The 19,910-nt window shown below is 74.1% G+C and carries 16 protein-coding genes; 7 read left to right on the top strand and 9 right to left on the bottom strand.

Features of this window, described 5'->3' with window-relative positions; genetic code table 11:
* Positions 1-396: 396 nt before the first annotated feature.
* From L6E12_RS21600 to L6E12_RS21615, 4 genes are all read right to left on the bottom strand, one after another.
* Positions 397-954 carry a hypothetical protein gene (locus tag L6E12_RS21600; RefSeq protein WP_236229869.1) on the bottom strand — a complete coding sequence of 186 codons (558 nt, stop codon included), beginning with the start codon at positions 952-954 and terminating at the stop codon, positions 397-399.
* Between the two features lie 11 nt (positions 955-965).
* Positions 966-2,807 (bottom strand): VWA domain-containing protein, encoded by a 1,842-nt coding sequence (locus tag L6E12_RS21605; protein WP_236229743.1) that lies wholly within the window; start codon positions 2,805-2,807, stop codon positions 966-968.
* A gap of 144 nt (positions 2,808-2,951) precedes the next feature.
* Entirely contained in the window at positions 2,952-3,752 is an 801-nt protein-coding gene (locus L6E12_RS21610) for a hypothetical protein (protein ID WP_236229744.1), read from the bottom strand.
* A gap of 58 nt (positions 3,753-3,810) precedes the next feature.
* On the bottom strand, positions 3,811-4,299 hold the full coding sequence (locus tag L6E12_RS21615) for a YcxB family protein (RefSeq protein WP_236229745.1): 489 nt from the start codon (positions 4,297-4,299) through the stop codon (positions 3,811-3,813).
* Between the two features lie 80 nt (positions 4,300-4,379).
* Between L6E12_RS21615 and L6E12_RS21620 the strand changes: the two genes are divergently transcribed.
* The 3 genes from L6E12_RS21620 to L6E12_RS21630 are packed head-to-tail and all read left to right on the top strand — an operon-like array spanning position 4,380 to position 9,094.
* Positions 4,380-5,648, top strand: a complete 1,269-nt coding sequence (locus L6E12_RS21620) for a low temperature requirement protein A (protein WP_236229746.1) — start codon at positions 4,380-4,382, stop codon at positions 5,646-5,648.
* Between the two features lie 60 nt (positions 5,649-5,708).
* On the top strand, positions 5,709-7,121 hold the full coding sequence (locus L6E12_RS21625) for a sigma 54-interacting transcriptional regulator (protein ID WP_374201923.1): 1,413 nt from the start codon (positions 5,709-5,711) through the stop codon (positions 7,119-7,121).
* Positions 7,118-9,094, top strand: a complete 1,977-nt coding sequence (locus L6E12_RS21630) for a VWA domain-containing protein (RefSeq protein WP_236229747.1) — start codon at positions 7,118-7,120, stop codon at positions 9,092-9,094. Before L6E12_RS21625 ends, L6E12_RS21630 begins: the two co-directional genes overlap by 4 nt.
* 28 nt (positions 9,095-9,122) lie before the next feature.
* On the opposite strand, the gene L6E12_RS21635 is transcribed toward L6E12_RS21630, so the two are convergent.
* Positions 9,123-10,310, bottom strand: a complete 1,188-nt coding sequence (locus L6E12_RS21635; RefSeq protein WP_236229748.1) for a toll/interleukin-1 receptor domain-containing protein — start codon at positions 10,308-10,310, stop codon at positions 9,123-9,125.
* A gap of 17 nt (positions 10,311-10,327) precedes the next feature.
* On the bottom strand, positions 10,328-11,689 hold the full coding sequence (locus tag L6E12_RS21640; RefSeq protein WP_236229749.1) for a TIR domain-containing protein: 1,362 nt from the start codon (positions 11,687-11,689) through the stop codon (positions 10,328-10,330).
* Positions 11,690-11,828: 139 nt separating this feature from the next.
* On the opposite strand from L6E12_RS21640, the gene L6E12_RS21645 reads away from it, so the two are divergent.
* The 3 genes from L6E12_RS21645 to L6E12_RS21655 are packed head-to-tail and all read left to right on the top strand — an operon-like array spanning position 11,829 to position 13,302.
* Entirely contained in the window at positions 11,829-12,254 is a 426-nt protein-coding gene (locus tag L6E12_RS21645) for a VOC family protein (protein ID WP_236229750.1), read from the top strand.
* A gap of 47 nt (positions 12,255-12,301) precedes the next feature.
* A complete protein-coding gene (locus L6E12_RS21650) occupies positions 12,302-12,517 on the top strand; it encodes a hypothetical protein (RefSeq protein ID WP_236229751.1) in 216 nt (71 codons plus the stop codon).
* Positions 12,514-13,302 (top strand): hypothetical protein, encoded by a 789-nt coding sequence (locus L6E12_RS21655; RefSeq protein ID WP_236229752.1) that lies wholly within the window; start codon positions 12,514-12,516, stop codon positions 13,300-13,302. Before L6E12_RS21650 ends, L6E12_RS21655 begins: the two co-directional genes overlap by 4 nt.
* 31 nt (positions 13,303-13,333) lie before the next feature.
* Here L6E12_RS21655 and L6E12_RS21660 read toward each other — a convergent pair whose 3' ends face one another.
* The 3 genes from L6E12_RS21660 to L6E12_RS21670 all read right to left on the bottom strand — a co-directional run bounded on the left by L6E12_RS21660 (position 13,334) and on the right by L6E12_RS21670 (position 18,471).
* Positions 13,334-14,443 carry a J domain-containing protein gene (locus L6E12_RS21660; protein ID WP_236229753.1) on the bottom strand — a complete coding sequence of 370 codons (1,110 nt, stop codon included), beginning with the start codon at positions 14,441-14,443 and terminating at the stop codon, positions 13,334-13,336.
* Positions 14,444-14,545: 102 nt separating this feature from the next.
* Positions 14,546-15,559, bottom strand: coding sequence for an ABC transporter permease (locus L6E12_RS21665; RefSeq protein ID WP_236229754.1), 1,014 nt, complete (start codon positions 15,557-15,559; stop codon positions 14,546-14,548).
* Positions 15,556-18,471, bottom strand: a complete 2,916-nt coding sequence (locus L6E12_RS21670; RefSeq protein WP_236229755.1) for an alpha/beta fold hydrolase — start codon at positions 18,469-18,471, stop codon at positions 15,556-15,558. Before L6E12_RS21670 ends, L6E12_RS21665 begins: the two co-directional genes overlap by 4 nt.
* Positions 18,472-18,817: 346 nt before the next feature.
* Between L6E12_RS21670 and L6E12_RS21675 the strand changes: the two genes are divergently transcribed.
* Positions 18,818-19,879, top strand: a complete 1,062-nt coding sequence (locus tag L6E12_RS21675; RefSeq protein ID WP_236229756.1) for a TerC family protein — start codon at positions 18,818-18,820, stop codon at positions 19,877-19,879.
* The last annotated feature ends 31 nt before the right edge of the window (positions 19,880-19,910 follow it).

The following is a 19,910-nucleotide window of genomic DNA, read 5'->3' on the forward strand; positions in this document are numbered from 1 at the left end:
GTGTCCGGCTGGGTGGATGTGCTTGGCCGGGGCCCCTACGGCGATCATGTGGCCCGGCGTGACAGGGTGGGGCTGAAGGGATGCCCCACCGCCCAGGCAGGCTTGCACATGATCACCACCCCCACCCAAACACATCCACCCACCCGGGCAGGGGCGTAGCCAGGCCGGCGGTTGCGAGGGTGGTTGCCGCCGAGCGCTTCCATCCACCTGAGCAGTTGGGTAGCCAGGCCGGCGGTTGCAAGGGTGGTCATCGCCGAGCGCATCCACCCACCCGGGCGTTTGCTCGCCGGGCTGGCGGTTTCGGGGGTGGTCGTTCGCCGAGCACATCCGTCCACCCGGGCACTTCTCAGCCGGTCGGCGGTCTTCGGGTTCGCCGGGCGGCTCCGAGGGACCGGTTCAGTCCGCAGTGGACTGATCGGGGCCGGGGCGCCCCGGCCGCTCGCGGAGCCGGGTCAGCAGGCCGGTCAGCTCGGTGCGCGCCGGGGCCGTGGTGACCGGTTCGCTGTCGAGGAACCGCACCACGTCCTCCACCGCGCGCGCCGCCCGGTCCAGCAGGTCCACGTCCTCGTCGAAGCGCCTGCCGGTTTCGACCCGGGCCGCCCTGGCCACGGAGTACACCTCCTCCACCACCTCCGACGACAACCCCACCAGGTCGCCGACCTCGGCCCGGCGCACCGCGTGCACCCGCACCTCCGCCGCCGCCGCGCACACCCGGCGCAGCAGCAGCACCGGCGCCCCCTCCACGCGCGCCCCGGGTTCCGGCGCCGACGCGGTGTCGAGCACCCACCAGAACCCCAGCACCACCCCGGCGCACAGCACCCCGACCCCCACCGACAGCGCGACCACCGCCGCCACCGCCAGTCCCGGCGGCAGCACCAGCGCGGTCGCGACCAGACCGGCGACCCCGAGCACCCCCGCACCGACCAGGGCGGGGGTGTGCCTGCTGGAGATCACCGACTGCTCCTCTACAGGTTGCTGAACGCGCTGGCGAACACCTTGTCGATCTCCAGCGGCTGCTGCTGCGCGTCGTAGGACACCGCCCGGGTGGCGTCGGCGATGTCGACCATGGTGGTGCGGTCGGCGTCGGCGCCGTAGGGGATGGTGTAGATCCGCACCGAGGTCTCGTTCAGCTCGGCGTTGACCCTGCCCAGCATGTCCGCGCGCGCCTGCGGGTTCGCCGGGTGGTTCGCCCCGTCCGACAGCAGCACGATCGCGTTGATGGAGTCGGGGTTGATGCTCTGCGCCATCTGCGCCTGCGCGGCGTTGACCGTGTTGTAGAGGTCGGTGTTGCCCACCGCGGTCAGGCCGGCGATCGCCTGCCCCAACTGCGGTCGGACGTCACCCACCCGCGACATCGGCAGCACCTCGCGGTACCCGGTGGAGAACGTCCACAGGCCCACCTGGTCGTTGTCCCCGAGCAGGTCCAGTGCCTTGGTGACCGCCGGTTTGAGCAGCTCCAGCTTGGTCAGCTTCCCCTCCGGGGACCCCGGCCGGTCCGGCACCGCCAGGTCGTTCATCGACCCGGACACGTCCAGCACCACCAGGACCCGCGCGGTGCGCCGCGTCTTCTGCCAGCCGGTGACGACCTTGTCCAGCAGGGCAGGCGACGGCGTCTCGATCCGGGTCAGCGCCTGGTCGCCGGGCACCCCCAGGGACCGCCGCAACTGCTCGGTCGGCGGCGCCGGGTTGCCGTCCGCGTCGACCGGCAGCCGGAACCCCGCCCCGGCGAACCGGGCGAGCTGGTCGGGCTCGCCGAGGAACGCCCGGAAGTCCTCCGCCGCGGCCCGCTGGAGCCCGGAGGTACCCGCCAGCACGATGAACGGGTGGTCGAACACGACCGTGCCGTCCTTCGGGTAGATCGTGGTCAGCGGCCGGTTCGGCGGCGTGGGCCGGTCCTGCGCGTCCGGATCGGCCACCTTGGCCAACCGGGCTGGGTCCGCGTTCGGCACGCCCACGTTGTAGAGGTGCACAAGCTGCTCCTGGAGCACGATGGCGCTGATGTAGGGGACCGGCTCCTTCTTCTGGTCCTCCTCGAACAGCTTCTCCGCGTAGAGCGCCGCGTCGTCGCCGTAGCTGCCGACGGAGCTCTCCACCCCGTGCACGACCGCCTCGACCGCCGGGTCCTCCACCGACTGCTCGGTCAGCTCCCGGCCGGTGACCGCCAGCGCCGCGGCGTGGTAGGTCGCCAGCGACGCGCCCAGCCCCGAGGAGGACAGCAGCGGGTTGTCCCGGCCCAGCACGAACTGGCCCCACTCGGGGTGCCCGTAGTCCTTCCACGGCTTCTTCGAGAACTGGATGAGGTCGTTCCACCCCGGCCGCGGGTACTGCGCCAGCAGCACGTCCGCCATCGGCTTCGGCATGGCCAGCACCACCGGGCTCGACATCAGCGACGGGGAATCGGGCTTGAGCGCCACGCTCGGCTTGCCCCCGCTGCTGATCTTGCGCTCCCACAGCGACGTGCTCGGCAGCCACACCTGCGGCGCGGGCATCCCGGTGCCCGCGGCGTCCCAGCCCTGCGCCAGCGCAGCCGCGGAGGTGCCGGAGGTCAGGCCGTGCGCGGTCACCGTGGCGCACCGGTCGTCGGCGAAGAGGCGGCCAGCGGCGTTGTAGCGGTCGGCCATCTCGGCGAGGATCTCGTCCTTCTCGGTGGAGACGCTGACCTCCAGCGGCACGCACGCGCCCTGCGGCTCCGGCGGCTCGGCCAGCTTGCGCACGGTCACCACCGCGACGACGAGCACCAGCAGGCCGAGGACCATCGAGATCGCCAGCAGGGCCTTGCGCGGACCTGCCTGGGTCGGCTGCGCCATTCCACACTCCTCACCCGAGCACACCACAACGGTCGGTATCGATCATTGTGGCAGCCGCAGGTAGGGGGTGGTGGGGAATCGGCCGCTTCGGCCGGTTCCGGCTGGTCCCGCGCGCACAGGTGGGGCGTTGCCCCGGACCGCGGCTCAGACGGAGTCGCTGCTCTGCCGGTCGGAGAAGACGCGGACGGCCTCGTCGACCGCTGCCAGCCGGGCCAGGCGCACCGCGTCCGACAGCGGGCGCAGGGCCTCGGCGCGGCGGCGGGCCGAGGAGGACGACAGGGCGCCGCCCGGGGCGTCCTCGCCCGCCAGGTCCAGGATCGCCGAGACCTCGTTGGCCCGTTGCAGCACCCGCAGCGCGCGCGGCGGGGTGCCCTCGGGCCACGGGGCGGCGGAGCGGTGGGCCACCCGGGCGGTGATCTCGTCGCGGACGCCCGCGCGGTGCTTGGCCACGCCCAGGCCGGTGAGCACGCCCGCCGCGACGCGCATGGCGCCGGTCAGCTCGTGCTCGGCCTCGCCCAGGGGCAGGTGCTCGGTGGCGGGGGCGTCGCCGATGTCGAAGGCGGTCCAGCGCAGGACGCCGTCGGCGGCGGTTTCGGGGACCAGGCCCAGCGGGGCGCCGTGCAGGACGACGGCCTCACCGGCGTGCAGGGCGGTGCCCGCGAACTCGCTGCGACCACCCAGGCCGCGCACGTCGCCGGGGACCGGCAGCACCAGGCGCCCGCCGGTGACGCCCGCGCGGCGCACCGCCGCGAGCAGGGCGGCCACCTGGCCACCCGCCTGCCCGCGCGTCGGCACGTCCAGCGACTCGGCGGTCCCCTGGCCGACGGCCACCACGTCGTGCAGCTCGGCCCAGTGCCCGAGGGCGTCCAGGACGTCGTCCGCTGCGGCGGATCCGTTCAACCAAGCCGAAACCCACACCGCGAATGTCGCACTCGGAGTTGACACGGGGACCGAGGGTACGCGACGGCCGGGGAGACCGGGAGGCGCGGGTCCGCCCCGTCGCTCAGCTCCGCTCCCGCGGCCCCAGGGTGGCGGCGAGCAGCGCGCGGAACGCGTCGATGTCCTCGGTGCTGCCGAACGCGCGCCCGGGCACCGCGTGGAACGCGCCGCCGCCGGTGCTCAGCACGAAGCTGCGCTCGGTCTCGGCCCAGTCGGCCAACTCGGCGAGGTCGACCTCGCTGTAGGCGGAGCCGTCGAGGGTCATCATCCGCAGCGACCGGTCGTCGACGTCGGCGGTGATGACCCGGCCCGCGATCGGGTCGCGGCGGAACGCCACCGCGGCCGCCACCCCCGGCAGCACCGCGATCACCGCCGCGCACACCACCCCGAACACCCCCGGCGGGACCTGGCCCAGCACCAGCAGCACCACCGAGAACACCCCGAGCGCCGCGGCGAACCACGGCACCCACCGGACGAACGGCACCACCGCCCGCACCCCGTCGGACCAGTCGGCAGGCACCGGTTCCCAGCGCAGCCGCAGACGCACCACCATGCCCGGAAGCTATCGGGCCGAAACCCGGTCGCACCCCGCCGGGGTCGCCCGGCCGGAGGCCGGCGTGCCACCATGCCGCCATGAGCAAGCCGCGTACCGGCAGGCAGCCGCGTCCGAGGGTGGAGCGGGTGCGGGAGAGTTCCACCGCGACCACGCTCGAACTCTTCTTCGACCTGGTCTTCGTCTTCGCGCTGACCCAGGTCACCGCGCTGATGGCGGAGGACACCGGCGACGGCGGCCAGCCCGGCGCGGGAGCGCTGCTGCGCGGGACGCTGATCCTGTCCGTCGTCTGGTGGTGCTGGGTCTGCTACTCGTGGCTGTCGAACCTGGTCAAGGCCGACGAGGGGCTGGCCCGCACGGCGATGCTGGGCGCGATGGCGGCCATGTTCGGCATCGCCATCGCCATCCCGGAATCGTTCGACGACATCCCGGGCGGCCTGGACGGGCCGGTGGTCTTCGCGTTCTGCTACCTGCTGGTGCGCGCGGTGCACCTGGTGCTGTTCTGGATCGCGGCCGACGGCGACGCCGGGCTGCGCGCCCAGCTCATCCGGTTCGCCCCCACCATGGTCGCCGGGACCGTGCTGCTGCTCGTCGCCGCGCAGACCAGCGGCACCGCCCAGCTCCTGCTCTGGGTGGCCGCCGTGGTCGCCGACTACGGCGGCACGCTGGTCATCGGTGCCCGCGGCTGGCGGCTCAACTCCGCGTCGCACTTCGTCGAGCGGCACGGGCTGATCGTCATCATCGCCCTGGGCGAGTCGATCGTGGCCATCGGCGTCGGGGTCAACCACCTGCCCATCTCCTGGCCGATCATCGGCGGGGCGGTGCTCGGGCTGACGATCGCGGCGTGCCTGTGGTGGGCCTACTTCGACACCCACGTGATGGTCGCCGAGCGGGCGCTGGCCGCGGTCAGCGGCCACGAGCGCGCGCGGATGGCCCGCGCCGCCTTCACCTACCTGCACCTGCCGATCGTGGTCGGCGTGGTCATGCTCGCCCTCGGGCTGAAGAAGGCGCTGGGCTACCTCGGCGGCGCCGACGGCCACAGCCCCGCCGACCACCTGCACGGCGCCCCGCTGTGGGCGTTGTTCGGCGGCGCCGCGCTGTACCTGCTGGCCCAGGCGGCCGTCTCCTGGCGGTGCAACCGCATGTTCAAGCTGCACCGCCTCGCCGCCGCGGCCCTGCTGGTGGGCCTGACCCCGCTGATGGGGCTGGTCCCGGTGCTGGTCGCCCTGGCGGTCCTGACCGCGGTGCTGGTGGTCCTGATCGCCTTCGAGTGGGTGCACTACCGGGCCGTGCGCGAGGAGGCCCGGCACGCGCCGCACGCCGGGCACGGGGGCGCCCACCAGGGCTGATCGAAACCTGGAGCGCGCTCCACGTCGACCGGACGGCCGATCGTGCGTAGCGTTTCGGGGGTGACCGTTGCGAACACGCCCCCCGCCGCCCTCCCCCGCACCGTCGGAGAGCTGCGTGAGCAGGGGCACGCGCCCAAGGGCGTGAAGACCGAGATCCGCGAGAACCTGCTGGCCGCGCTGCGCGCGGGCCGCGACCCGTGGCCGGGCATCCTCGGCTTCGACAAGACCGTGCTGCCCCAGCTCGAGCGGGCGCTGCTGGCCGGGCACGACGTGGTGCTGCTCGGCGAGCGCGGCCAGGGCAAGACCCGCCTGGCCCGCACCCTGGCCGGGCTGCTCGACGAGTGGACCCCGGTGATCGAAGGCTCCGAGCTGGGCGAACACCCGCTGGAGCCGATCACCCCGCGCTCCATCCGGCTCGCCGCCGAGCTGGGCGACGACCTGCCGGTGGCCTGGCGGCACCGCTCCGAGCGCTACACCGAGAAGCTGGCCACCCCGGACACCTCCGTCGGCGACCTGGTCGGCGACGTCGACCCGGTCAAGGTCGCCGAGGGCCGCACCCTGGGCGACCCCGAGACCATCCACTTCGGACTGGTGCCGCGCGCCCACCGCGGTGTGGTGACCATCAACGAGCTGCCCGACCTGGCCGAGCGCATCCAGGTGGCGCTGCTCAACGTGATGGAGGAGCGCGACATCCAGGTCCGCGGCTACACCCTGCGGCTGCCGCTGGACGTGCTGGTCATCGCCACCGCGAACCCCGAGGACTACACCAACCGCGGCCGGATCATCACCCCGCTCAAGGACCGCTTCGGCGCCGAGGTGCGCACCCACTACCCGACCACGGTGGCGGCCGAGGTGGAGGTCATCCGCCAGGAGGCCGACCTGGTCGCCGAGGTGGGCGAGCCGCTGCTGGAGGCGCTGGCCCGGTTCGTGCGCAACCTGCGCGACTCCTCCGCGGTCGACCAGCGCTCCGGGGTGTCCGCCCGGTTCGCCGTGGCCGCCGCCGAGACCGTCGCCGCCGCCGCGCTGCGCCGCTCCGCGCTGATCGGCGAGGACCCGGCGGTGGCCCGGCCGATCGACCTGGAGGCGGTACCCGCGGTGCTGCGCGGCAAGCTGGAGTTCGAGTCCGGCGAGGAGGGCCGCGAGCAGGAGCACCTGACCCACCTGCTGCGCCGCGCGGTGTCGGAGACCGCCCGCGACCGCTTCGCCGGGCTGGACCTGCGCCCGCTGGTCGACGCCGTGGTCGACGGGAACCTGGTGGCCACCGGTGAGCGGGTGCCGGGCAGCGAGGTGCTCTCCGCGCTGCCGGAGCTGCCGGTGCTGCACGAGGTGGCCGCCCGGCTCGGCGTCGAGCCGACCGACCCGCCCGGCCGGATCGCCATGGCGGTGGAGCTGGCGCTGGAGTACCTCTACCTCGGGCGCAAGCTGGCCAAGGACTCCGAGGGCGCGGGCGGGGCGGCGGTGTACGGACCGTGACGGCCGACCCCGCAGGCTCCTCCGACCGCTGGAACTACGGCCCCTGGCACGACGGCCCCGACCCGCTCGCACCGCCGGTCGACCTGCGCGACGCGCTCGACCAGCTCGGCCGCGACGTGATGAACGGCTCCTCACCGCGCTCGGCGCTGGAGGAGCTGCTGCGCCGGGGCACCGAGGGCACCCGGGGCCTCGACGACCTGACCCGGCGGCTGTGGGAGCAGCGGTCGCGGATCCAGCGCAGGCACAACCTCGACGGCACGCTCACCGAGGTCCGCGAACTGCTCGACCGCGCGCTGAGCGCGGAGAAGCGGGCGCTGTTCCCGGACCCGTCCGACGACGCCCGGTTCCGGGAGGCGCAGCTCGACGCGCTGCCCGCGGGCACCGCCGCCGCGGTCAACGAGCTGGCGAACTACGACTGGCAGTCCGACGAGGCGCGGGCGGCCTACGAGCAGATCCGCGACAAGCTCGGCCAAGACCTGATGGAGTCGCGGTTCCAGGGCATGAAGCAGGCCCTGGAGCAGATGTCCCCCGAGGACGTCGAGCGCATCCGCAGGATGATGGCCGACCTCAACGACCTGCTGCTGGCCCACCTGCGCGGCGACGACACCGACGAGCGGTTCCAGGCGTTCATGCGCGAGCACGGCGAGTTCTTCCCGGAGAACCCGCGCACGGTCGAGGAACTCATCGATGCGCTCGCGGCCCGCTCCGCCGCGGCGCAGCGGATGATGAACTCGATGAGCGCCGAACAGCGCGCGGAACTCTCGGAGTTGATGGGCAACGCCTTCGGCGACCCCCGGCTGGCCGAGCAGGTGTCCACACTGGACGCGAACCTGCGCGCGCTGCGGCCGGGGGAGGACTGGACCGGCTCGGCCAGGATGCGCGGGAACAACCCGCTGGGCATGGGCGAGGGCGCCCAGGCCATGCAGGACCTCGCCGAACTCGACGCGCTCGCCGAACAGCTCTCCCAGTCCTACCCCGGCGCCCGCCTTGAGGACATCGACCTGGAGGCGTTGCAGCGCCAGCTCGGCGACGAGGCCGGGGTGGACGCGCGCAGGCTCTCGGAGCTGGAACGCGAGATGCGCCGGGCCGGGCTGCTGGAACGGGCCGCCGACGGGTCGCTGCAACTGTCGCCCAAGGCGCTGCGGCGCCTCGGGGAGACCGCGCTGTCGGACGTGCTCAGCGCCATGCGCTCGCGCAAGGGCGAGCGCGACACCGCCAACGCGGGCGCCGCCGGGGAACCCACCGGCGCCACCCGCCCCTGGGAGTTCGGCTCCACCGAGGCCTGGGACGTCTCCCGCACGCTGCGCAACGCGGTGCTGCGCTCGGCCTCGGCGGGCGAGGCGCGCATCGGCATCGAGGTGGCCGACGTGGAGGTCGTGGAGACCGAGCAGCGGGCCCGCGCGGCGGTCGCGCTGTGCGTCGACACGTCGTGGTCGATGGTCCAGGACGACCGCTGGCTGCCGATGAAGCGGACCGCGCTGGCCCTGCACCAGCTGATCAGCACCCGGTTCCGGTCCGACGAGCTGCAACTGATCACCTTCGGCAGGCAGGCCGCCACCGTCGACATCGGCGAGCTGACCGCGCTGGAGGGCGTATGGGAGCAGGGCACCAATCTGCACCACGCGCTGCTGCTGGCGGGCCGCCACCTGCGCAGGCACCCCGGCGCCAAACCGGTCGTGCTGGTGGTCACCGACGGCGAACCCACCGCCCACCTCGAACCGGACGGGGAGGCCGAGTTCCACTACCCGCCCACCCCGCGCACCCTCCGCAAGACGCTCGCGGAGGTCGATGCCCTGGCCAAGCTGGGTGCCTCGGTCACCGTGTTCATGCTCGGCGAGGACCCGAGGCTGGCGGAGTTCGTCGACATCGTCGCCCGGCGCGGCGGCGGGCGGGTGGTCAACCCCGACATCGACGGCCTCGGCTCCGCCGTGGTCGGCGACTACCTGCGCACCCGCCGCTCGGGCAGGCGCTGACCTCGGTCGGCGCCTGCCCGACCCCGGCTCACACGCAGACGCGCCACTCGCCGGCCTCGCGGATGAGGGGGAAGGTGCGGCGGTCGGAGCTGCCCGTGGCCGCGTCGGTGGCCAGCACGGTGAAGGTCGGTGGTTCGGCGCCGGGGTCCACGCTCTCCAGGGTCAGGTGGAAACCGCCGCCGAGGAAGGTGGCGCGGACCGTGGGGCGGACCTTCTCGCAGGCCACCGCCGACAGCCCGTCGGTGTCGCCGATGTTGACCGAGTCGACGAACTGGCGGGCGACCGCGCGGGGGTCGGTGGTGGAGGCGCCGAACCACAGGAAGCCCGCCACCACGACCGCGACCACCAGCAGGGCGGCGCCGCCCACCCGGATCCAGCGCCTGCGGCCGAGGGGCCGGTGGCCCGCGGGCCCGCGGCCGGGCGGCCGGGGCGGGGTGCCCGGGCGGGGGCGGACCGGGGCGTCACCCGCCCAGGTGGCCTCCGGGGGCGGGACGCGGCGCTCGTTGAACTCGCGGCCCTCGTGCCGGACCAGCGTCGTCCACGCCTGCCCGTCCCAGTAGCGGCGGTCGACGCGGTGCTCCGGGTCGGGTTGCCAGCCGGGGGCCAGGACCTTCTCCAGCTCGGCGGCCTGCGCCGCGGGCACGTCCGGGCGGGCGCGCAGCAGCACCAGCAGCGCCCACACCCCGGCCCGGTCCTGCTCGTCGCGCAGCCGGGAGCGCAGCTCGCGGAAGATCGACCGCAGTTCCGCCTCGCCGAGCCGCGGGTCGGCGAGGCGGTCGCGGAACGGTTCCAGGTAGGGGACCGGCGGCTCCGGGGGCAGCGGGTCCGGCAGCGGGGGAGTGGTGGGCAGCGACAGCAGCGCCACCCGCAGCTTCGCCACCCGCTCCGCGCCGAGCCCGGCCGGGTCGAACACCGGGGCGTCGGTGACCTCCGGGGGCGGGGTGGCCGGGCGCGCGGGCACCAGCAGGACCGGCCGGTGCAGGGCCAGCGCGTACCGTAGCTGCGCCAGGCACCCGGGGCTGCGCACCGAGTCCGGCGACAGCACCAGCACGAACACCTCGCTCTGGCGGAGTCGGTGCAGCACCCCCTCCCACCAGCGCACCCCCACCGGCTCGCCGCGGTCGAGCGCCACCTGCCTGCCGAGCTGGGCCAGGTCGGCGCGCAGCCGGGCGGCGGCGTCGCGGTCCGCGGACGCGTGGCTGACGAACACCTGCATGTTTCAACTCCGCGCGGTCAGCGGCCCGACAGCGCCTTACCGATGTCGCATACCCGCCATTCGCCATTCTCCACCTCGAGCGGGATGCTCAACCGCACCGACGCCGTTCCCGCCGTTCGTGCCGCCAGAATGGTGAACCTCGGGTCGGACCCGGCCGCGTCGACGCTCTCCAGCGTGACGTCGGCGGTGTCGAGGAACGCGCCGTAGAGGTGGGCGTTGGCGGTGCGGTCCCGGCTGCACACGTACTGGGTGACCGTCCCCCGGTCGTGGGTGTTGACCGCGTCGACGAAGTTGCGGGCGGTGCGGTTGGCCATGCTCTCGTCCGGCCCGAAACCGCGGTCGAGCAGCACGCCCCCGGTCACCCCGGCGGCCAGCACCAGCACCCCGGCAGGCACGAGCACCGACAACCGCCTGCGGCGCCGGGGTGCCTCCGGCTCGGCCGGGGTGGGCGCGCGCCGGGGGCGCAGCACGGCCCGGCCCGCCGGGGTCGGGGCAGGCGGCTCGGGGCGCCGGGGCGGATCGGGCACCTCCGGCGGCCTGCCGCGGTCGGTGAACTCGCGCCCGCCCTGCCACACCAGCGTGGTCCACGCCTGCCCGTCCCAGTAGCGGGCCTCGTGGTGCTCGCGCGGGTCGGGCTGCCAGCCGGGGGCCAGCACCTGCTCCACGCCCTCGGCCACCCCGGGTTCCAGTTCGGTGTGGCGCAGCCGCACCAGCAGTCGCCACGCGTCGGACCGCTCGCCGGAGTCGGCCAGCCGCGCCCGCAGCGCCGCCAGCACCTCGGCCTGCGCGCGCCGGTCCAGCGCCCCGCGGTCGAGCAGCGCCTCGCAGTCGGTGATCGTCGCGGTGGTGAGCACCGGTTCGGCGGACGCCGTCGCGGTCGATCCGACGGCGGCCGGTCTCGTGGCGGGCGGCTCCGTGGGGGGCGATTTCGCCGTGGTCGGTCCGGTGGTGGTCGGCGCCGCCGGGAGCGCGGGCTCCTCCGGCAGCCGGTGGGCCGAGGGCAGCGCGTCGACGGCCGCGCGCAACGCCGCCGCGGTCCGCGGCGACGGTCGGGAGCAGTCGACGGTGGCGGCACCGGCCAGCTCGTCCGGCGCCCCGCCCGCGGGCACCGGGTGGACCGTCACCGCCAGCACCGGCCGCCGCAACGCCCGCGCGTAGCGCAGTTCGGCCAGGCACGCGGGGGAGCGCACCGACTCCGGGGACACCGCGAAGACGAACGCCGCGCAGTCGCGCACGTGCCGCAGCACCTCGTCCCAGCCGCGCCGCGACCCCAGGACGTCACCGTCGGACCACACCCGGTGACCGCCGCTCTCCAGGTCCGCGCGCAGCCGGGTGATCGCCGGGAGATCACGCCGGGCGTGGGTGACGAATACGTGCATCCCTGGATCTCACGTCCGCTCGCGTACCGGGTCTCGCAGGGTATGCCCGGGTCCGGGGCGCCGACAGGGACCTAGGACCCTGGTTCGCCCGCCCGCTGTCGGTCCCCGCCCGTAGGATCGCGGGCCGGAGGTGGTGCTCGTGGCACTCGGTTTCCAGGTGACGTTCGACGCGCTCGACCCGGGGCGGCAGGCGGGGTTCTGGGCGCTCGCGCTCGGCTACGAGCTGGAGCCGCCGCCCCCCGGCTTCGCCACCTGGGAGGAGTTCGGCGAGCGGATCGGGATGCCACCGGAGCGCTGGGGCGACCTGGCCGCGGTGGTCGCCCCCGACCGCGACGGGCCCCGCGTCCTGTTCCAGCGGGTGCCCGAGGACAAGGCGGCCAAGAACCGCGTGCACCTCGACGTGCACGTGGACGGCCCGCGCGACGAGGGCCGGTGGGAGCGCGTCACCGCGCACGCGCGGCGGCTGGTCGAGGCGGGTGCCACCCTGGTCGCCGAGCGCCACGAGAACATCGGGAACTGGATCGTGCTGCTCGACCCGGAGGGCAACGAGTTCTGCGTGCAGTGACCCCGGCGGGTGCGGGGTGGGTCGGTCCAGGGACGCGGGAGGTCGATGTGGACGAGTCGGTGGCGTTGCTGCGGACCCGGTTCGGGGGGCGCCTGCCCGAGTCGGTGGAGGCGCTCGACGAGGCCGCGGTCCGCGACCTGGCCGACGCGCTGCACTCGGCCCGCCGTCGGCAGCGCGCCGAGCTGGACGAGTCCACCGAGGCCTCGCTGGCGCAGTTGCCCAAGGTGTTGCGCGGGCTCATCCGCCGGGCGCTGGACCTGTGACCGCCCGCATCGAGGTCGCCAAGCTGGCCCGCCTGCTGGGGGAGGACCCGGCCCGGTTCGGCTACCTGGAGCGGGTGCCGCCCGCCGACGTCCGGGCCGTGCGCGAGCGCGCCACCGAGGTGCTCTTCGACGCCAACCGGGCCGCCTACGAGCGGATCGCGGCAGTCAGCAGGCTGGTCCCCAACGCGATCACCGCGAGCGTGGCGCAGCGGGCGTTCGGCCCGGTGATGTGCGCCAGGGTGGCCTCGGTGCTGGAACCGGAGCGGGCACTGGACCTGGCGGGCAGGCTCGGCACCACCTTCCTGGCCGACGTGGCCACCCACCTCGACCCGCGCCGGGCGGGCCCGATCGTGGGCACCCTGCCCACCGGCCGGGTGGTCGAGGTGGCCCACGAGCTGGTCCGCCGCCGAGACTTCCTCACCATGGGCCGCTTCGTCGGCGACGTCCCCGACCACACCCTGCGCGCGGTGGTCACCGCCCTGGACGAGGACTCCCTCGTCCGCGTCGCCCTGCACAGCGACAGCCACGACCACTTCCCCGCGCTGTTCGCCATGATCACCACCCCGCGCCTGCCCGCCTTCCTGCACCCGATCACCGCCGACGACGACCTGGCCACCGACGTCCTGCCCCTGCTCACCACCCTGGACGAGGCGGGCCTGCGCAGGCTGGCGGCCACCGCAGAAGAATTGTCCACAGTGGATCGCAAGAAACTCCGCGCTGCCGCGGAGCGCACCGCCACCGCCCCCGGCCTGGGTCCCCTGGCCCCCGCCCTGGGCATCCACTGAGGACCGGACACCCGCGCTGACCGGCGGCCCCTCACACCGCCGCGGCCTCGGAGGGGACCCGGTCGCGCAGTACCCGCAGCACGTGGTGGTCCACTGTGGCGCAGTCCCCGGCCAGCCAGCCCCCGACCACGCGCACGAAGTCGTCCGGCACCGACAGCGACACCCCGGCCACCGCCGTTCCGTCCACGCTCACCGCGCCCTGCCTGCTCGGGTACAGCAGCAGCGCCCCGCGCACCTCCACCCCCGGCAGCAGCTCGGCGAACGCCGCCACGGTCTCCGCGAGCGCGCTGTGCCCACCCCGGAACGGGTGGTCGTTGCGCCACACCGAACCGTCGGCGTCGAGTTCGTAGTGCCCGGGCAGCCACAGCTTCGACTCCACCAGCACCAAGCGATGTCCACACAGGACCGCGTGTTCGACGTCGGCGAACACCGAGCCGGGGCGGGACAGGCCGTGGAACAGCCGGGCACCGGGCAGCCTGCCCGGGTAGCGGGCCAGCAGCTCGGCGGTCAGCCGCTCGGCCACCGGCTCGCGGTCGGGCACGCCGAACTCGGTGCGGTCGCCGAACTCGGCCGCCGCGGCCTCCCGCACCCGCTCCACCCGCGCGTACGCCCGCCCCAGCCGCACCGCGGCGACCACCGCCGCCACCAGCAGGCCCAGCCAGCACACCAGCACCACCGCCGACATCGACCCGACCGCCAGCAGCGGGCTCGCCAGCAGCAGCACCCCGGCGACCGCCGCCACCGCGGGCGCGTGGCCCGGCCCGGCGGAGATCCTGGGCTGGTGGCGGGTCAGGTGCCACCAGGGCAGCGCCGTCGGCGGCACCGAGCAGCCGTCGGGCACGAACGAGGGGTCATCGCGGAACCGCGGTCGCGGCGAGGAGGTGCGGGTGCGGCGCCGGGCCTCCGGCCGGGGCGCGGGCACCTCGGGGGCCGGGGCCCGGTCGTACTCGCGGCGCCGGGCCGGGTCCGACAGCGTCTCGTAGGCCGACTTCAGCAGCCGGAACGTGCCCGCCGTGCCGCCCGCGTCCGGGTGCATGACCTTGGCCAGGGCCCGGAACGCCGACTTGACCTCCGCCGCCGACGCGTCCCTGCGCACCCCGAGCAGCTCGTAGTAGTCGACGTCGTCCACAGCGGTGATCATCCCAGACCGCCCGCGCGTGACCCGAATCGGGAATGCGTTCCCCACCCGCGATCCGGCGGTCGGCGGCCCGACCGGTTCGCGCACCGGTCGGGCCGCCGCCGGTCAGCTTGTGACGTCCTTGATCCGGAACCGGCGCGCGGCCAGCAGCCCGAAGACCGCCGCGTACACCACGGCGGAGAACGCGCCGTCGGCCATGTTCGTCCAGTCGATGTCGGTGGAGATCAGGTCCGACCAGGCGAAGGAGAAGTGCGTCGGCAGGTAGTCGCGCAGCCCGCCCAGCGCGGTGATCTGGTCGAGGATCTGCGACAGGATCGACACCAGCACCGCCCCGCCGACCGCGCCGAGCGGCGCGTCGGTGGCCACCGACAGGAACAGCGCCAGCGCCGCCACCCACAGCAGGTTCACCGCGATGTAGCCGACCGACCCGCCCAGGGCCAGCATCGAGTCCCCGAACGAGATGGCGTCCCCGGTGGGGCTCACCGCCTGCCCCGTCCCGTAGAACACGACCCCGACCAGCAGCGCCACCGCGGGCAGCAGCACCAGCGCCAGCAGCGACAGCAGCGCCGAGGCGGTCGCCTTCTGCCGCAGCAGCCGGTGCCGGGGGACCGGCATCGCCAGCAGGTACTTCAGGCTCGACCAGGACGCCTCCGAGGCGATCGTGTCGCCGAAGAACAGCGCCACGATCATCGGCAGCAGGAAGCTGCCCGCCGCGAACAGCACGAAGATCACGAAGTTCGGCGCGCTCGCGGTCGCCAGGTCGACGAACCCGCCGGAGCGCCGGTTGCCGGAGTCCTGGCCGAACTCGAACGCCGCCCACAGGATGAACGGCAGCAGGACCAGGAACCCCAGCAGCAGTTGGGTGCGCCGCCGCTTGAGCTGGCGCAGCAGCTCCACCCGCAGCGGCAGCGTCCGCGTCGAGCGGAAGCCCTCGACCGAGCCGTCCGGGTCGAACCCGGTCGACTCGCCCTCGGCCGCCCTGGCCAGGCCGTCGATGGCGTCCGGGTCGGTGTAGACGGTGGTGACCGACTCGCCCGGCCTGCTCCCGGGCACCTTCCAGCCGCCGGGTGCGCCCGCCTTCGCCCCCGGCCCGTGGCCGTTCGCGCTCTCGCCGCTCATCCGCTCGACTCCTCTCCGACCAACTGCAGGAACGCGTCTTCCAGGCGCCGCCTCGGTCCGGCCTGCTCGACCGCGACCCCGGCGCGCACCAGCGCCCCGAGCGCGGTGGAGCGGGGCACCCCGTCGGCGAGGTCGGCGTGCACCAGGTGCTCGCCCTCGACGGTCACCGCGTTGACCCCGGTGACCCCGCGCAGCGCCTCGGCGGCGGTGGCGGTGTCGTCGACCCGGAACGTGGCCTCGCCGCCGCCCGCCACGATGTCCTCGACCTTCCCGGAGGCCACCAACCGGCCCCGGTGCATGACCACCACGTGGTCGCAGGTCTGCTCCACCTCGGCGAGCAGGTGCGAGGACACCACGACCGTGCGCCCGGTGGCCGCGTAGCGCCGCAGCACCTCGCGCATCTGGTGGATCTGCGGCGGGTCGAGCCCGTTGGTCGGCTCGTCGAGCACCATCAGGTCCGGGAAGCCGAGCATCGCCTGCGCGATCGCCAGCCGCTGCCGCATCCCCTGGCTGTAGGTCTTCACCTTGCGCTCGACCGCGGCGCCGAGCCCGGCCACGTCCAGCGCCTCGTCGAAGTGCGCCTTCTCCACCGGGCGACCGGTCGCCGCCCAGTACAGCTCCAGGTTGGCCCGGCCGGACAGGTGCGGCAGGAAACCCGCGCCCTCGACGAACGAGCCGATCCGCGACAGCACCGGCGCCCCGGAGCGGATCTTGTGCCCGAACACCCGGATCTCCCCGGCGGTGGGCTGGATGAGCCCCATCAGCATCCGCAGCGTGGTCGTCTTGCCCGCCCCGTTGGGCCCGAGCAGGCCCAGCACCTGCCCGCGCCGCACGGTGAACGACAGGTCGTCGACCGCCTTGAGCCCGCCCGGGTAGGACTTCGACAGGTTCTCGATCACCAGCGGCACCTCGGCCAGCTCCGGGTCGAGCCGGTCGGCCCGCTTGCGCCGCACCGCGCCGCCGACCACGGCCGCCGCGCAGACCAGCAGCACCACCCCGATGCCCACCAGCGGGAACACCGGCACGGTGGTCGACGAGCGGGTGCCCGCCACCACCGGCACGGCCAGCGCCGCGTCCTCGGCCAGGGAAATGGTGTAGCTCGCGGGCACGGCCGGGGTGGCGTACGCCTGGTCGGTGGTGGTCACGGCCAGCTCCACCCGGTGGTCGGCCTCGACCGGGCGCACGATGCCCGGCAGCGACACGGTCACCTCCGCCTGCGACCCGTCGGCGGGCAGCGACGGCACCCGGAACGCCGAGACCGCCGAGCCGGGCAGCGTGCGGGTGCCATCGGGGGCGACGTCGTAGAGCTTGGCGAACAGCACCGCCCCGTCCGGTGACGGCGGGGCGCCCGCGGGCGCGGCGACGCGCAGCCGCACCGTGCTCGCGCCCGAGACCAGAAGCTGCTGGGTCTGCGGTTCGCTGGTGAACCGGGCCACCTGCCCGGGCAGGTCGACCGCGAGCCTGCCCGCCAGCCGGGAGGAACCGGAGAGCAGCGAGCCGAACCCGGGCAGGCCGCTGATCGACGCCGGGTTGCCGCCCGGCGGGTTGACCACCACCTGCTCCCGGCCGGAGATCGGCAGCCGGGTGCGCGTGGTCGGCTGCCCACCGGTCAGACCGGGGTAGGCGTCCGTGGACACGGTGCGCACCGACGGGCTGCCCTGGGCGCGCAGCGCGCCCTCGACCGCGTACTCGAAACCCGTGCCGGGGTCGGCGCCCCGACCGCGCAGGTGGAAGTCGAACCAGTCGGCGATCTGCCCGCGCAGCTGCGCGCCCGGCCTGCCGCCGTCGTGCCCGCCGGTGTACCAGACGACCTTGACCGGGGCGCCGTTCGCGCTGATCTGCCGGGCGTTCGCGTCGGCCTGGTCGAGGCCGAAGAGGGTGTCCTGCTCGCCCTGCACCAGCATCGTCGGCTGGGTGATGGCGCCGGTCACCGCCGCCGGGGACACCGAGCGCAGCAGCTCGACCGTCCGCTGGTCGGCCCGGCCGGTGGTGGCGACCTGGGCGTAGGCGGCGCACACCGCGGCGGTGAACCGCCCGCACGCGTCGCCCTCCGGCGCTCCGCCGGAGCCGCCCCGCGCGGCGCCTGCGCCGGGGTCGGGTTGGGTCGCCGCCGCGGCACCGGCGGCCGGGTCGGCGGTGCCCACCGCGCCGCCGGAGGAGTCGTCGTCCTCGGAACCGGGTTCGGTGGCCTCGGCACCGGGGTTGCCCAGCCCTCCGCCCGCACCGCCGCCGAGCCCGGCGGAGAAGAAGATGCCCGCCCAGGAGCGCTTGAACACGCCGTCGGCCGCGTACGGGTTGGCCGCCGGGGACTGCGCCGCGGTCCCGGTCGTCGCGGAGTTGGGCAGCAGCGCCTGGCCGAGGTCGTTGTAGGTGATCACCGGTGCCAGCGAGTCGACCCGCTTGTCGGTGCCCGCGAGCAGCAGCGACAGCGCCCCGCCGTAGGAGCCGCCGGTCACCCCGACCACCGGGTCGTCCGGACCGGTCTTGCTCACCTCCGGCTGCCCGGCCAGCCAGCTCACCAGCCCGCTCGCGTCGGCGACCTCGAAGTCGCGCGCGTTGAGGCCGATCTCGCCCTCGCTGCGGCCGAAGCCGCGGGCGGACCAGGCGAGCGCGACGAAGCCGCGGCGGGCGAACTCGCGCGCGTCGGCGTCGACGCTGTCCTTGCTGCCGCCGAAGCCGTGGGCCACCATCACCACCGGGGCGGGCGTGGTCTCGGGCAGGTAGAGGGTGGTGTCGATCTTCACCGGCTGATCCCGGTTCGGACCGCTGAGCAGCTCGACGAACGCGTCCCTGGTGGACACCGGTGCCTCGGAGTCGCCACGGGTCAGCCAGACGACGCCGGCTGCGGCGAGAACGAGGACGACGGCGGCGACGACCACCTGACGCGTGCGGAGGCGGGGGATCCTGGGCACGTCACGGACGGTATCCGCCGGTTCCTGAGAGACCTCCCAGCGGGTGGGCGCCCGCCACGGATGGCCGCCGCCGCGGTGTCGGAGCGCACCGTCCACCCCGGAAGGTTGCTCCACCGGTCGGGATGTGACGAACGGCGCCCCGCCCCGAGTGGTGTTCTCAGGTGCCTGCGTGGAGAATCGCCCAGGCAAGATGTGTCGGAGGGGAGTATTCCTTCGCACCGGCTCCGTCAGCACGGCCTCCCGCGGGGGGCCCGGGGTCGGTGGTCGACGTGTCCCCCGCGTGGTGGCACATCGGCGGAAGAGACCTCCGGTGACGGCGTGTGCCCGAAACCGGAGGAAATGACCTATGTTCGTGCCCCTGTGGGTATGGCTCGCCACCATCGGCGGCCTGCTCGTCCTGCTCGCGATCGACCTCGTGATCGTCGACCGCAAGCCCCACGAGGTCACCGTGGGTGAGGCGGGCCGGTGGGTGGCGTTCTACGTCGCCTGCGCGGTGGCCTTCGGGGCGGGCGTGTGGATCTTCTCGGGCGGCACCTACGCCGGTGAGTTCTTCAGCGGCTACATCACCGAGTACTCGCTCTCGGTGGACAACCTGTTCATCTTCCTGATCATCATGTCCGCCTTCGCCGTCCCGAAGATCCACCAGCACAAGGTGCTGCTGGTCGGGATCGTGCTGGCGCTGGTGATGCGCGGCGTGTTCATCGCCGTCGGCGCCGTGGCCATCGCCCGGTTCAGCTGGGTCTTCTACATCTTCGGCATCTTCCTCATCTACACCGCCGTCAAGCTCTCCCGCGAGGGCCTCGGCGAGGACGAGGAGTACGAGGAGAACGCGATGACCCGCTTCGCGCGGCGCATCCTGCCGGTCACCGACAAGTACCACGGCGGCGCGACCACGGTGAAGCTCGACGGCAAGCGGTTCTTCACCCCGATGTTCATCGTCATGGTCGCCATCGGCACCGCCGACCTGCTCTTCGCCGTCGACTCCATCCCGGCGATCTTCGGCCTCACCCAGGAGCCGTTCCTGGTCTTCGCCGCCAACGCCTTCGCGCTGATGGGCCTGCGGCAGCTCTACTTCCTGCTCGGCGGGCTGCTGCGCAAGCTGGTCTACCTGCCCATCGGCCTCGCGGTGATCCTCGCGTTCATCGGCGTGAAGCTGGTGCTGGAGGCGCTGCACACCAACTCGCTGTCGTTCATCAACGGCGGCGAGCCGGTGCCGGTGCCGGTGATCGGCACCGTGTTCTCGCTGGTCGTCATCGTCGGCGTGCTGACCATCACCACCGTCGCCAGCATCATCAAGAGCAGGCGCGACGAGGCCAAGGGGATCGAGCCCACGCCGTTGCCCGCCGAGGGCGGCGACGGGGATCCGGTCCAGGACGGTGCCGAGGAGAGCGCCCGGCACCAGGGCTGACCACCACTTCTGTGGACGACTGGGAATAACC

This window comes from Actinokineospora sp. PR83, from assembly GCF_021056305.1.
Classification (GTDB): Bacteria; Actinomycetota; Actinomycetes; order Mycobacteriales; family Pseudonocardiaceae; genus Actinokineospora; species Actinokineospora spheciospongiae.

Bases quoted from the DNA above. Each gene is read 5' to 3' on its own strand.
- L6E12_RS21605 (WP_236229743.1), bottom strand. From the start codon at position 2,807: ATGGCGCAGCCGACCCAGGCAGGTCCGCGCAAGGCCCTGCTGGCGATC.
- L6E12_RS21615 (WP_236229745.1), bottom strand. From the start codon at position 4,299: ATGGTGGTGCGTCTGCGGCTGCGCTGGGAACCGGTGCCTGCCGACTGG.
- L6E12_RS21620 (WP_236229746.1), top strand. From the start codon at position 4,380: ATGAGCAAGCCGCGTACCGGCAGGCAGCCGCGTCCGAGGGTGGAGCGG.
- L6E12_RS21635 (WP_236229748.1), bottom strand. From the start codon at position 10,310: ATGCAGGTGTTCGTCAGCCACGCGTCCGCGGACCGCGACGCCGCCGCC.
- L6E12_RS21640 (WP_236229749.1), bottom strand. From the start codon at position 11,689: ATGCACGTATTCGTCACCCACGCCCGGCGTGATCTCCCGGCGATCACC.
- L6E12_RS21660 (WP_236229753.1), bottom strand. From the start codon at position 14,443: ATGATCACCGCTGTGGACGACGTCGACTACTACGAGCTGCTCGGGGTG.
- L6E12_RS21665 (WP_236229754.1), bottom strand. From the start codon at position 15,559: ATGAGCGGCGAGAGCGCGAACGGCCACGGGCCGGGGGCGAAGGCGGGC.
- L6E12_RS21675 (WP_236229756.1), top strand. From the start codon at position 18,818: ATGTTCGTGCCCCTGTGGGTATGGCTCGCCACCATCGGCGGCCTGCTC.